Source organism: Paenibacillus jilunlii (genome assembly GCF_900102965.1).
Lineage (GTDB): Bacteria > Bacillota > Bacilli > Paenibacillales > Paenibacillaceae > Paenibacillus_AQ > Paenibacillus_AQ jilunlii.
This window is the reverse complement of sequence record NZ_FNGM01000019.1, coordinates 1-12,871: the sequence shown is the minus strand read 5'-3', so window position 1 is coordinate 12,871 and position 12,871 is coordinate 1. Positions and strand designations below refer to the sequence as shown.

The window sequence follows — 12,871 nt, the reverse complement described above, 5'->3', positions numbered from 1 at the left end:
CCTGAACGTTATAACTAACTCAACTGCTTGACATACAGCTTTAATTGCATAACATACAGCTATAATCTCAATATCTCCGGCAAAATAACTGCATAGAGTGCAATTAACACTGGCCGGGAAAATACTAATATCTATAACGACTTGCCAGTAAGGCGATGATATATATCCAAATAACGGCGGGTGGTTTCTTCCACGACTTCTGCCGGGAGCGGGTCCGGGGTGCTGTTCTTGTCCCAGGAGGATGCGGAAAGGTAGGTCCGGACCGGCTCCTTGTCCATGCTGTCGATCTCAATATCCAGCGCATATTTGTCCTTGGCCCAGAAGCGTGAAGCATCCGGGGTAAAAATCTCGTCGATCAGGATCACCTTGCCGTCCAGCAGCCCGAACTCGAATTTGCAATCCGCGAGGATAATGCCACGCTCTTCACAGTACTCTCTGGCAAAAGAGAACAGCTTCAGGCTCTTCTCCTTAAGCTCCAGCGCCAGCTCCGCCCCAATCAGCTCCTGCATCTTCTCAAAAGGGATATCCTCGTCGTGGCCGACATCATTTTTGGCCGCAGGGGTAAAAATCGGCTGGGACAGCTGCGCGTTTTTGCGCAGGCCTGCAGGAAGCCCGATGCCGTTGACCTTGCCCGTCTCCTGATACTGCCGCCAGCCGCCGCCGGTAATGCAGCCGCGCACGACGCATTCAATGTCAATACGCTCCGCTTTGCGGACGACCATGATGCGGTTTCTGAGCGCCTCGCGGTCCTTCACGATCCCCCCCAGCTGGTCCACATCAATATGCACGACGTGGTTCTCCATCAGTTCGCTGGTTTTGCCAAACCAGAAAGCGCTGAGCCGGTTAAGCACATTGCCTTTCTCCGGCACTGCCGGGTCGAGCACGTAATCGAATGCGGATATCCGGTCCGTGACAACGATCAGCACTTCTTCCCCCAGATCGTACAACTCGCGAACCTTTCCTTTGTAGAGCAGCGGTGCATTTACGAGATCCACAGCCGTGGATACGGCAGGGTATGTCATGACCTTTCCTCCCTTGAACAAATGATCTTGCGTATATACTTGGGCTAAAAGCGCTGAACGTCTTCTTTTCTTCGATTCGAATCGACAAAAAATTGAAATACTCCTTGGGGTTAATAGGGTCACTGCAAGAAATGTTTGGACTTCCGATCGCTGTTATGTTTGAATTTCCTGATTTGAACCGCTGGCAGCGGTAGAAATCCAAACATAAAGGCGAACGCTGACGCTTCTCCAGTTCCAAAATTTCTCTCCGCTCGTCTTTAACCTAAATACCTATTCCAATCCCCTTGTTGCTCCGCTTCTCAGAATAAAAAACTCCCCCTCGCTCCTGCTCGTATTATTCTCCAGCTCCTTAGTTCACCACTAAGTTACCTTTTATTAAATTAGCTCCAGCTTGCGGAAGATGGTGTCCACATGCTTAAGGTGCCACGTAGGATTAAAAGCATCCTCAATCTCTTCCGGGCTAAGCACAGCGGTGATCTCCGGGGTAGCCTCTACGATATCGCGGAACTGGGTTTGTTCCTCCCAGGCCTGCATCGCACGCGGCTGCACGGTATCGTAGGCCTGCTCACGGCTGAAGCCTTTGTCAATCAGCTTGGTCAGGATGCGGCCGGAGAACGGCACTCCGAAGGTACGGTTCATGTTGCGTTTCATATTCTCCGGGAACACAGTCAGGTTCTTCACGATGTTGCCGAAGCGGTTCAGCATATAGTTCAGCAGCATGGTCGCATCCGGCAGGATAATCCGCTCCACGGAGGAATGCGAGATGTCGCGCTCATGCCACAGCGGCACGTTCTCGTAGGCCGTCATCATGTGGCCGCGAATCACGCGCGACAAGCCGGAGATGTTCTCGCAGCCGATCGGATTGCGTTTGTGCGGCATCGCCGACGAGCCCTTCTGGCCTTTGGCAAAAGCTTCTTCCACCTCGCGGATTTCGCTCTTTTGCAGGGCACGGATTTCGGTAGCGAACTTGTCCAGGGAAGTAGCGACAAGGGCCAGCGCAGCCATATATTCCGCGTGGCGGTCACGCTGCAGCGTCTGTGTGGAGATCGGCGCCGGGCTGGTGCCCAGCTTGCGGCAGACGAATTCTTCAACGAACGGGTCGATATTGGCGTAGGTGCCGACCGCCCCGGAGATTTTGCCGAACTGCACGCCGTTTGCAGCATGGCGGAAACGCTCCAGGTTACGCTTCATTTCCTCGTACCAGAGCGCCATTTTGAGTCCAAATGTCGTTGGCTCGGCGTGCACGCCATGGGTGCGTCCCATCATCGGAGTGTCCTTGTAGGCCAGCGCCTTGTCTTTGAGAATTTCGATGAAGTTGATAATGTCCTTCTCCAGAATCTCGTTGGCCTGGCGCAGCAGATAGCCGAGCGCCGTATCCACAACGTCCGTCGAGGTTAATCCGTAGTGCACCCATTTGCGCTCCGCGCCCAGGCTCTCGGATACCGCACGGGTAAAAGCAATAACATCATGACGCGTTTCAAGCTCAATTTCATTAATGCGGCCGATGTCAAATTTGGCATCCTTCCGCAGCTTCGCAGCATCCTCATGCGGGATGACTCCCAGCTCGGCCCAAGCCTCGCAGGCGCAAATCTCCACTTCCAGCCACGCGTTGAATTTATTCTCTTCGGTCCAAATGGCCCGCATCTCAGGTCTGCTGTAACGTTCGATCATATCTGTTCAGTTCCTCCAAAGGTTAGTTTGCTCCACCCAGGACAGCCCGTCGCCGGTATCCTTGCAGAGCAGGTTGATGTGACCCATTTTGCGGCCGGTCTTGCTCTCAGTCTTGCCATATATATGAAGCTTAGGTGCTACACCAAGCCGGTTTCCAGCTTCCTCTTTGGTACATACCGCCTGAATGGCTCCATCCAGATGCTGTCCAAGCACATTCACCATGACCACAGGAGTCAGCAGCGAGGTATCTCCAAGCGGCAGATTGCAGATCGCCCGCACATGCTGCTCAAACTGCGAGGTGATACAGGCATCCATCGTGTAATGCCCGGAATTATGCGGGCGCGGCGCCAGCTCATTTACGAACAGCTCGCCGCTCTCTGTGACGAACATTTCCACAGCCAGCAGTCCAACCGCATTCATCCCGGAGACAATCTGCTCGGCCAGCCCGCAGGCCCGCCGCTGGATCTCCTCCGGCACCCTTGCAGGCACGATGGACAAATGCAGAATGTTATTCACGTGGATGTTCTCCGCGGCCGGAAAGCTCTTCACTTCGCCGGAGGCGCTGCGGGCGGCAACCACAGAAATTTCACATTTGAAGGCGACAAATTTCTCCAGCACCAGCTCTGGTGGGGAGCCTCCGGCTGAGCCGCCAGGCGCTACCTGCCTGAAGGCGGCTTCCAGCTCTTCCGGCTGGCGGATGACGGCTTGTCCCTTGCCGTCATACCCCCCTGTGGCTGTCTTCAGCACACAGGGGAGGCCCAGCTCGGCTGCCGCGGCCGTAAGCTCGGCCAGACTGCTGACCTTGCGGTACGGGGCGACAGGGACGCCTGCCGCCTCGATAGCAGCCTTCTCGCGCAGCCGGTGCTGCGTCGTATAGAGCAGCGCGCTCCCCTGCGGCACGTACGACTCTGCCGTCAGCAGCGCGGCCACATCCGCGTCGACGTTCTCGAACTCGTACGTGATGACGTCCGCGCGCCGGGCCAGCTCACGCGCCGCGTCCCGGTCGTCGTACGCCGCCGTAATCTGCGGCGTCACCTGCCCGCAGGGCGCATCCGGCGCGGGGTCCAGCGCTACGAAGCGGTAGCCCATGGCGCTGCCCGCCAGCGCCATCATGCGGCCGAGCTGCCCGCCGCCGAGCACGCCGATGGTCGCGCCGGGCAGCAGGGTCCGGGGCGCGCCTGTACCCGGCGCGGCAGTGTCCTCCGAAGCGGCAGCTGCCGGCTTCGCAATCCCCCTCGGGCTGCCTGGCCCCGCAGCCCCCAGGCTCTGTGCTCTCCGCTCTTCCGCCGGAGTCGCCTTCCCACCGGCCTTCAGCTCCTCCGGCCTCATAGGCTCTCGCTGCTTTCCAGCACTTCGCGCTGAATGGCGTCGCGCCGCTGCTGCGCCCGGCTCTGCACCTCAGGGTCGAACGCGCCGATGATCTGCGCGGCCAGCAGCCCCGCGTTGGTCGCTCCTGCACGCCCAATCGCTACGGTGGCTACCGGAATGCCGCCCGGCATCTGCACAATGGAGAGCAGCGAATCCAGGCCGTTCAGCGCCTTCGACTGTACCGGGACACCGATAACGGGCAGCATGGTCTTTGCTGCCACCATGCCCGGCAGATGTGCTGCTCCGCCTGCTCCGGCAATAATGACACGCAGGCCACGGCCTGCCGCTTCCTCCGCGTAGCGGAACATCAAATCCGGTGTGCGGTGCGCTGATATCACCTTTTTCTCATACGCTACCCCCAGCTCCTCAAGGACGTTGCAAGCATGCTCCATTGTTTCCCAATCTGATTTGCTGCCCATGATGACACCAACCTGCACAGACATGATTCAACCTACCTTCCGCTTCCCAATTTAGAGACTCATGTGGTAATAAGTTTGTCCTGTTTCATGCTAGTTTTCCATAAATCCGAAAAAAAAAGCCCGGATTCCAGACGCATTTTGCTGCGGATGGACCCAGACTACTTCGGGAATTAGGAGTGCAGCCCCTATTTACAGCTTCAGCGGCATGCAACAGGGATAAGCGCACAGCTCGCCGCCCCGTGTCCGGAGCGGCGCTGACGGCCGTTCTAGTCATCCTATTCCCTCGTAGTCCGGCAATTTACGGTTACCGGGTAGAAACTTCCGGGCCTTATCCCCGGTTTTATACGAGCTCTTCATAGGTTCATCTTAACAATGGCCTACACATCATGTCAACTTAAACACGAACATTGTCATATAAAGGAGTTAAATCGTTCGCTTTTGGGCAGATTTGGATTCTTCATCACACATGCTATTCCATTGCCAAAAAGAAAAAAGGGGAACGCACGGGCGCTCCACCAGGATAATATATTATTTTACAACCAGTACCGGAATACGCGCGCTCTGAACCACATTATGGCTTACACTGCCCAGTACAAATTCACGAATTCCACCCAGTCCGCGGCTGCCGATCACAATCACATCCGCACCCTGCTCCTTCGCGTAAGTCAAAATCACCTCAGCAGGAGAGCCCTGCAGCAGTTCAACTGTTGCATTCAGTCCTTCCGCTTCCAGGCGGCTTTTCACTTCATCGGTGGTTTGTACCGCCAAATCATAATAGTCCTTATTCACTGAAGCCGGCAGAGGCGCGAGAGCTTCCCCGATAAAAAACCGCGGAAATTCAAAAGCGTGTACGACGTAAAGGGATGAGCCCGGAGTTACCTTGGCCAGTTCGATCGCGCGCTCCAGCGCCTGATTGGAAGCCTTGGAACCGTCATAGGCCAGCAATATTTTCGAGAATAACATGTACGCCACCTCTTTTTCTGTTTTGTTTATCCCAAAAAATAACCATACAGCAAGATGTTCAGCAGCAGCAAGAGCGGAATTCCGATCACGAAGGAAGTATGCCTGGTCTTGTGGCGTTTGTGGTACATGGCAATCAGCACGCCCAGCGCGCCGCCCATGAATGCCAGCAGAAACAGTGTTTTTTCGGGTACGCGGTCCCGTCTTTTTCTGGCCTTGTTCTTGTCCTCGGACATGACCACATAACCAATAATATTAATCAGTGCGAACCACAGCAATACAACCTGGACCATCCTTGCCTGCCCCTCCTCCCACTCAACCTATCTACTCTATATTATAATCCCCTTTTTGACAAAAAACCAATAACTCTTACATCAGCTGCCAACTAAAAACAGCTTTCCCGTCCTTAAAAGGCGCATCTTCCGAGGCAGCGATGCTCTTTATCGCTTCCATGTATCCCGTTCAGCGAGAAATAGAAAGATAGTTTATAGTGTGAATCTTTCACTTCTTATGTTTCAAGTCTCCGCCCCGCTCTTCGGGGTTCGGCCGCCGGTTCTGCCCGCTTCCCTAATCCACACCCAGGAGAGCAATGCAGCCAGTGCAGCGGCGATTCCCCCCAGCCAAAACCCGCCTTTCAATCCATAGGCCGCGCTCATCCATCCCGCCACAAAAGGGCCGCCCGACATACCAATGGCATACACTGCCTGGTAGAACCCCATTGCCGTTGCCCGTTTGAACGGAGCTACACCGGAGACAGATTTGCCCAGCAGTAGAGGAAAAATCAGCCCCTGCATAAAGCCATTCCCCACCTGGGTCGCGCACAGAGCCGCAAGTGTCGGCATCGAAGGGATCAGCAGTGTGAACAGTGCGCTTCCGGCAAACCCAAGCAGCAGTGTTCCCCGGTCGCCAAGCAGCCTTCCGAACCAGCGGGAACCATATAATGTCGCTGCCGCATGGGGCAGCATGAATGCCAAGGTGAGCCAGCCGAGGCTTTCCTTGCCCGCACCGATTGCAAGCGCCTGATTCGGGGTATACCCGAACATCGTAATAAACAGTACACAATGCGCCAGCACCGATAAAAGCGACACTTTGACCAGCAGCGGCTCCTTGATCACTTCAGCCAGGTCTTTGATCTGAATTGCATTTTCCCGCTTGTCCTGCCGTTGTTCCGGCAACCGGAACGCAAGCAGCAGCGCAGCCGCAGCTACCACACTACCGATAATAAACGGGGCGTTCCAGCCCCAGTGCTCTGCTATATATCCGCTGATCATCATGCTCGCCAGCTGTGCAATCACCGTGGTGAACTGCAGCATCCCCATCGCCCTTCCAGCTTCCTCCTTCGGAAAATATCCGGCAAACATCACCGAATAAACAACCCAAGCCGACGCTGCAATTCCGGAAACCGCCCGTGCGGCTAGCGCCCAGCCAGGGTCAGCACCCGCCAGGAACAGCAGGCAGCTTGCGCCGCTGGCGATCAGTCCCAGGTAGATAAAAGGCCTGCGCCGGTTCATAACATCCGAACCGATGCCGATTGGCAACCGGAACAGAATCTGCATCAGCCCATATACACCAAGCACTGCCCCAACCATTACATAAGAGGCTCCCAAATGCTCTACATATGGCGAGAGCACCGGTACATAAATGTAAGAAGAGAACCAGAACATAAAGACAATTATCAAAAAGAAAAACCGGCTTCCGCCCTTCCTTCCCTGGGCTGCCACCGTTTGTGCTTCAACACTATGCTGCTGAACTGCCGCCACATCATCACCCGCTTAGTTCTATTTTTCCGCAGGACGCTATCTTTCCCGCTTCATATCCTCAAGTAAAGCATATCTGCGGTTTATTGGACAGTCCATATTGGCACTCCGGCATACAAACAAATGAATAACCGATGCTTGTTATAATAAAGACTGCCGAACACGCCCGGCAGTCTTTAACATTCTTTATTTCACTCCTAAACAGCTCATTCCCGGCTGAAGCAGGTTCGATCACCAAACTTCTTATTTGCCCTTCTCCTTGGCTTCCATCGCTGCTTTGAGCAGCTCACCCAGGTTAGAGCCTACACTTTCCGGTTTGCTGTACTGCTGCACGAGCTTCTGCTGCTCACGTTTGTTAATATGCTTATGGTCCTTATCCATTGTCTCGGTTATCCCACAACCGAGGCATTGGACATAGCGCCCGGCTTTGCCCTCCTTCAGCTCCATCTTCTTATGGCACTGCGGGCAGCGGCGGTTAGACAGCTGTTTCTCCCCTGCACGGGTATAGCCGCAATCATCTGCCGGGCAGACCAGCAGCTTGCCGCGTTTGGTCTTCTTCTCCAGCAATCTCGTTCCACAGTTGGGACAATGACTGTTCGAGACATTATGCGGCTTATATTCCGCCCCGCTATTCTTCACACCGGACACCAGCTCCTGTGCCATGCTCCGGATACCTTGCAGAAAAGGCTCAGGCCGCCCCTGTCCGCGGGCGATTTTCTCCAGCTCAGCCTCCCAGCGAGCTGTCAGCTCCGGTGTGCGCAGCTGTCCTGCCACCAGTCCGATCAGCTGCTTGCCCTTTCCGGTTGGATGCAGCAGATTGCCCTGGCGCTCAATCGTATCAGAGCTGACCAGTTTCTCGATAATGTCTGCACGTGTAGCCGGTGTTCCTAACCCATGCTTCTCCATCTGGGTCAGCAGGGAAGCTTCATTGTAGCGCTTCGGCGGCTGCGTCCGGCCTGGCCGGATGATGCACCGCTGCACAGTAACCGATTCCCCTTCGCGCAGCTCGGGGAGCTTCACACTGCTTGCCGCCGGTTCATCTGCGGTGTTCTCGTCTTCGTCATCGCTGCTCATATCTCCGCCATAGACCTCGCGCCAGCCCGCATCTTTTACCGTTGTGCCTTTGACATGAAAAACTTCTCCATCGACATTGACCGTCACCGCCACTGCATCGTAACGCGCTGCAGGATAGAACAGGCTGATGAACCGGCGCACAATCAGATCATAGAGCTTGCGTTCCTCAGCACTTAGCTGATTCAGAAGTACCGTCTGCTCCGTAGGAATAATCGCATGGTGATCGCTTACCTTGCTGTCATCCACAACCCGCTTGGTGATCGGCAGCGGCTTGCGCAGCAGCGGTCTTGCCAAGGCCGCATAAGGCCCAACAGCCACACTGTCCAGCCTTTCTTTGAGCGTGCCTGTCATATCCGACGTCAGATACCGGCTGTCCGTACGCGGATAAGTCACCAGCTTATGCTGCTCATACAGCCGCTGAAGCACACTCGAGGTTTGCTTAGCCGAGAAACCGAACTTGCGGTTCGCATCGCGCTGCAGCTCTGTGAGGTCATAAGCCAGCGGATGGGGTTCACTTTTCTCACTTTTTTGCACCTTGGCGATGCGTCCGCTTCGTCCCGTGAGCCTCTCTTTCAGCTTCGCCGTTTGGTCCCGGTCAAAGATACGCCCATCTCCGCCCTGGGCCCGCCAGCCGGCCTGGAAGCTGCCAAAATCAGCGGTCAGCAAGTCATACTCCTGGGAACGGAAGCCGGTAATTTCATTTTCCCGGTCCATAATCATGCCCAGTGTCGGGGTCTGCACCCGTCCCGCAGACAGCGGCGCACCAAACTTGCAGGTCAATGCCCGCGTTACGTTAAGCCCGATCATCCAGTCCGCCTCAGCACGGCAGCGCGCCGATTCATACAGCCGGTCGAACTCCCGGCCCGGCCGGAGCGAGGCGAACCCTTCCTTAATCGCCTTATCCGTCTGCGAAGAGATCCAGAGCCGCCGGAACGGCTTTTTCCAGCCAGCCATATTCATAATCCAGCGCGCCAGCAGCTCACCTTCACGCGCCGCATCCGTAGCCACAATCAGTTCCTCTATGTCCTGCCGCTTCATCAGCTGCTGCACGGCTTTGTACTGCTGGCTCGTCTCCCGCAGCACCTTCAGCTTGGCCTTCTCCGGCAGAATCGGCAAATCCTCCAGTGCCCAGCTGGCAAATTTATTGTTATAGTCCTCCGGCTCCGCCAGCCCCACCAAATGCCCCAAAGCCCAGGTAACCACATATTTCGGTCCTTCAATATAACTCTTCTGTTTGTTTCCACAGCCCATCACCCGCGCAATCTCGCGCGCAACCGAGGGCTTCTCGGCAAGTACTAATACCTTCATAGCTCTCTCCCTTCCATACCGCCTAATTATAGCACGCCTGAATCCCGCTTGAAAAAAAAGCCCGCATCTGCCATCAGGCAGACACGAGCTTCTTTTTGCAGAATTATACTTAAGGGATCTGAATCGTTTGTTCAAGCTCTGGGTAATAATGCTTCACCGGTTTTCCGTCAGCATCCTTCAAAGGCTTGAGATCTTTGTCAACGGCATGCGTAAATGGCTTAACCGTGATCGTTTTTGGTGCTTTCGGGAACGGCTCGAAGTCAAGATCGACGATAGGGTGAGTTGTGACTAGCGGACTGTAAAAATATCCTTGTTGGGAAAGCACATTATTGCTTTGATCGCCCACGATATCATAGAGCATTTCGGAAGCGTTGTAGCCGGATACCGGCTTCGGCAAGCTTGGAACTTTACCTGCTTCATTAACAACCAATCTGCTTGTAGCCGGAGTCAATTCCAGTTTTTTAATTGTATAACTGAACTCCTGTGTCTTTTTCGTTTGGTTCAGATCAAGTTTAACAATGCCTTCCGTTACCTTTTTCACTGGTACCTTGAATTCAAAAGGCTCTGCGATTTGTGTTACCGGTATACTGACGCTTAATTCGAATTCATTACCATAGCCTTCAGTATTACTCAGCTTTCTGAAATCATACAAAAGGGTGTTCTTCTTTCCTTCAACATCGCCAGACATCGACATTCCATACGCTACTTCTTTTCCATCCGGCATTTTTATGACAGCTGAACCCAGCAAGCCCTTAACGGACTGGTCCAATGTTACTTTTGCCTTCTTTTCCTTTACAGCCGGATCAAACTCAATGGGTTCAATAATTTGCTTTGCCATCGTCTCGTCGTTATCAATACCTTCCCGTTCGATTGCCAACGCCAGCCGCGTGCCGTCATAATAGATATCGGTAAGCTTCAACGTCACCCCATCATGGGAAACGCTTTGGTTAGGGGCTGTAGATAGACCTTTTTCACCTGCAACTTGGAGACCTTTATCCTCTATATCTTTAAAAATATTTCCTACAATCGGAATCTGCTTCAACGTATCCGCCATAACCGGTGATACAAATCCGCTCCCGATAATCCCTGCGCCCAGCACTGCTGCTGTGGATGTAGCCACCAGCGTTTTTTTCAGGAATCTGCCGCCACGTTTGGCCGATGCTCTTTTTTCCATGTTCTCCTCTCCTATTCGCTTCATAATTAAATCGCTGAAACTTTCTACCGGCATCTCATGATTTTGGACCATTTGACGAATGTCCTCCATTTTCCGGCTTTCAGTTCGACCTTGCCACTTCTCCATGAGAGCCTCCTCCTTCATTCATCTTCTGCTGGACCAGCTTTTTACGCAGACGTTCAAATTTCTTCCGCAGGGTAGCAGGATTACAATCCATAATTTTCCCCATCTCCTCGAAGCTGTACTGTTCAACAACCTTGAGGATCAGCAGATTACTTTCCTCGGCCGATAAACTGTCCATCAATAACTGTACCGGCCCTTCACCGCTGGGATCATAATAAGCCTTCGGGTGCTGCTCTTTATACAGGGATAACAGACGGCTGCGCCGCTTACGTTTACGAATCTGGTCCAGACAATGATGGTAGGCCACTTTATACAGCCAGGCGGAAAAAGATTCAAGTTTCCTATAACGCTCAAGCTCCCGATACACTTTCACAAAAATATCCTGAACCGCATCCTCAGCTTCTTCACGACTCTTCAAAATGTAATAACAATACGTATATATCTGCCTTTCAAAGGCCCGGATTATCGTTGCAAAAGCCTCACGGTCTCCTGCACGCACCTGATTTATGGCTTCATCAACCAGCGTTGGACTCACTTGGGCCCCGGGGTCTCGTCGTTCCAAAGAATCACCTCCTCGTTGACTGCCTACACCTATATAACGTTTTTCAGCTTCCCAATTGTGACACGCAGTGGGAAAAGGGAAAATACCCTGCAAACAAAAAAAGACAGTCCCTCTTATCCTTTCGGAGGGCTGTCGCTCTTTCATTTTCACTACAATACAAACTTAAGACAAGCTTCAAAAAACACGGTTTCCCCACTCTGCCCACGTACGAACATTCCCTGATCTGTTATAGGTGTCCGCAAAATCACCATCTCATCACCAAATGTAGCCTCCTGCAAATAACTAATCCGGAAGCTGGCCAATTCCAACTGCTCCCACTCTTTCAGTGACAGCGTATCAGTGCATAGCTCGCCATAACGCGCGTTATTCAGATGGCTATTATTATCGAGGCCACTGTAACGTACCTGGTAGCGATAGGCTTCCATCAATGAAAGCTCTGGAGGAATTGTGACCTTTTGCGGCATGATGCCCACGGAATCGCCATTATAGTGCTCCACCTTTGCCGGTAGAGCTGAGGGACGAAGTATCTTTCGTTTGGCAATATCGACAAGCGCCCAGACCGAACGGGCCGTGGCGATTTCCATTTGGCTGCTGTCAAAAATCCGGTAATCGCGCTGCCAGAGCGCCCCTATGGTTCCTTTACTCCACGTATGTATAGTCAAAAGGTCTTCTGGACGCGGCATACGCTTGAATTCAAGTTCCAAAGTAATCAGCATCCAGCCTATTCCGGCCTTCAGCATCTGCTCCAGGCTCACACCCGACCCGCTAACTGCTGAATCCGCCGCGCGCTGCATCATATCCAACACAAAAGCCAGCTTTCCCTGGGAGCGGTAATCTGTATCGCTAGCGTGCACGGAATACTGCTCGGTCCATATAAGATGAGTAAGGTTATCCATAGGTTCATCCCCCTCTGTTCATTAAATAAGCTTACCTTTATCAAGGTATCCACATTTAAGTCTACTCTATCCACATAAACCGGGGAATACTCGACAAAGTTCCCCTGCAAAACTTTATCCACATGTGGCTAACTATTAATATTTGCAATTTTTCGAATTACCCACAAGCAATCCTATAGCTAACCAGCAGCAACTAGAATACAAAAAAGCCACTGTCGATTGCTCGACAATGGCTTCATGTGCTTGGCGGCGTCCTACTCTCCCAGGACCCTTCGGTCCAAGTACCATCGGCGCTGGAGGGCTTAACGGTCGTGTTCGGGATGGGTACGCGTGGAACCCCTCCGCTATCGCCACCAAACGGGCACTTGCGGTACAAATGCATAATTCAGGTCTCAGCATCGCCAAATGCTGAAAACAAATGTTCCATCATGTGGTCGCTTGGACCTCATGACTTACAATTTGATTCCTGAAAACTGAATCCGAAACGAAAACTGCGTTTTACTTTTTGGATAAGCCCTCGACCGATTAGTATTGGTC

11 protein-coding genes, 1 rRNA gene and 1 riboswitch are annotated in these 12,871 nt (G+C 53.3%); all 12 genes read right to left on the bottom strand.

The window, feature by feature from the left end; genetic code table 11:
• Positions 1-131 precede the first annotated feature (131 nt).
• Positions 132-1,022: a phosphoribosylaminoimidazolesuccinocarboxamide synthase gene (locus BLQ82_RS25010; protein ID WP_062524158.1), complete on the bottom strand. Its 891-nt coding sequence runs from the start codon at positions 1,020-1,022 to the stop codon at positions 132-134.
• A gap of 375 nt (positions 1,023-1,397) precedes the next feature.
• Positions 1,398-2,693 (bottom strand): adenylosuccinate lyase, encoded by a 1,296-nt coding sequence (gene purB, locus BLQ82_RS25005; RefSeq protein ID WP_062524157.1) that lies wholly within the window; start codon positions 2,691-2,693, stop codon positions 1,398-1,400.
• 6 nt (positions 2,694-2,699) lie between these two features.
• Complete coding sequence (gene purK, locus BLQ82_RS25000) at positions 2,700-4,022, bottom strand: 5-(carboxyamino)imidazole ribonucleotide synthase (protein ID WP_083351117.1); 1,323 nt, start codon at positions 4,020-4,022, stop codon at positions 2,700-2,702.
• Positions 4,019-4,504 carry a 5-(carboxyamino)imidazole ribonucleotide mutase gene (gene purE / locus BLQ82_RS24995; protein ID WP_039832235.1) on the bottom strand — a complete coding sequence of 162 codons (486 nt, stop codon included), beginning with the start codon at positions 4,502-4,504 and terminating at the stop codon, positions 4,019-4,021. The genes purK and purE overlap by 4 nt, the downstream gene beginning before the upstream one ends.
• A gap of 242 nt (positions 4,505-4,746) precedes the next feature.
• Positions 4,747-4,848: riboswitch (purine riboswitch) on the bottom strand.
• Between the two features lie 160 nt (positions 4,849-5,008).
• Entirely contained in the window at positions 5,009-5,443 is a 435-nt protein-coding gene (locus BLQ82_RS24990) for a universal stress protein (RefSeq protein ID WP_020427263.1), read from the bottom strand.
• Between the two features lie 26 nt (positions 5,444-5,469).
• The gene (locus BLQ82_RS24985) at positions 5,470-5,733 is read right to left on the bottom strand and encodes a DUF1294 domain-containing protein (protein WP_020427264.1); all 264 of its coding nucleotides are present in this window, start codon (positions 5,731-5,733) and stop codon (positions 5,470-5,472) included.
• 222 nt (positions 5,734-5,955) lie between these two features.
• On the bottom strand, positions 5,956-7,200 hold the full coding sequence (locus BLQ82_RS24980; RefSeq protein WP_062524156.1) for an MFS transporter: 1,245 nt from the start codon (positions 7,198-7,200) through the stop codon (positions 5,956-5,958).
• Between the two features lie 240 nt (positions 7,201-7,440).
• A complete protein-coding gene (locus BLQ82_RS24975; protein WP_074648621.1) occupies positions 7,441-9,579 on the bottom strand; it encodes a DNA topoisomerase III in 2,139 nt (712 codons plus the stop codon).
• Between the two features lie 109 nt (positions 9,580-9,688).
• Complete coding sequence (locus tag BLQ82_RS24970; RefSeq protein ID WP_062524155.1) at positions 9,689-10,879, bottom strand: DUF4179 domain-containing protein; 1,191 nt, start codon at positions 10,877-10,879, stop codon at positions 9,689-9,691.
• On the bottom strand, positions 10,854-11,438 hold the full coding sequence (locus tag BLQ82_RS24965) for an RNA polymerase sigma factor (RefSeq protein WP_062524154.1): 585 nt from the start codon (positions 11,436-11,438) through the stop codon (positions 10,854-10,856). Before BLQ82_RS24965 ends, BLQ82_RS24970 begins: the two co-directional genes overlap by 26 nt.
• Positions 11,439-11,587: 149 nt before the next feature.
• A complete protein-coding gene (locus BLQ82_RS24960) occupies positions 11,588-12,334 on the bottom strand; it encodes an acyl-[acyl-carrier-protein] thioesterase (RefSeq protein WP_062524153.1) in 747 nt (248 codons plus the stop codon).
• A 241-nt stretch (positions 12,335-12,575) separates the two neighbouring features.
• Positions 12,576-12,692, bottom strand: a 5S ribosomal RNA gene (gene rrf, locus BLQ82_RS24955).
• Positions 12,693-12,871 lie beyond the last annotated feature (179 nt).

Bases quoted from the DNA above. Each gene is read 5' to 3' on its own strand.
- BLQ82_RS25010 (WP_062524158.1), bottom strand. From the start codon at position 1,022: ATGACATACCCTGCCGTATCCACGGCTGTGGATCTCGTAAATGCACCG.
- purB (WP_062524157.1), bottom strand. From the start codon at position 2,693: ATGATCGAACGTTACAGCAGACCTGAGATGCGGGCCATTTGGACCGAA.
- purK (WP_083351117.1), bottom strand. From the start codon at position 4,022: ATGAGGCCGGAGGAGCTGAAGGCCGGTGGGAAGGCGACTCCGGCGGAA.
- purE (WP_039832235.1), bottom strand. From the start codon at position 4,504: ATGTCTGTGCAGGTTGGTGTCATCATGGGCAGCAAATCAGATTGGGAA.
- BLQ82_RS24990 (WP_020427263.1), bottom strand. From the start codon at position 5,443: ATGTTATTCTCGAAAATATTGCTGGCCTATGACGGTTCCAAGGCTTCC.
- BLQ82_RS24985 (WP_020427264.1), bottom strand. From the start codon at position 5,733: ATGGTCCAGGTTGTATTGCTGTGGTTCGCACTGATTAATATTATTGGT.
- BLQ82_RS24975 (WP_074648621.1), bottom strand. From the start codon at position 9,579: ATGAAGGTATTAGTACTTGCCGAGAAGCCCTCGGTTGCGCGCGAGATT.
- BLQ82_RS24970 (WP_062524155.1), bottom strand. From the start codon at position 10,879: ATGGAGAAGTGGCAAGGTCGAACTGAAAGCCGGAAAATGGAGGACATT.
- BLQ82_RS24960 (WP_062524153.1), bottom strand. From the start codon at position 12,334: ATGGATAACCTTACTCATCTTATATGGACCGAGCAGTATTCCGTGCAC.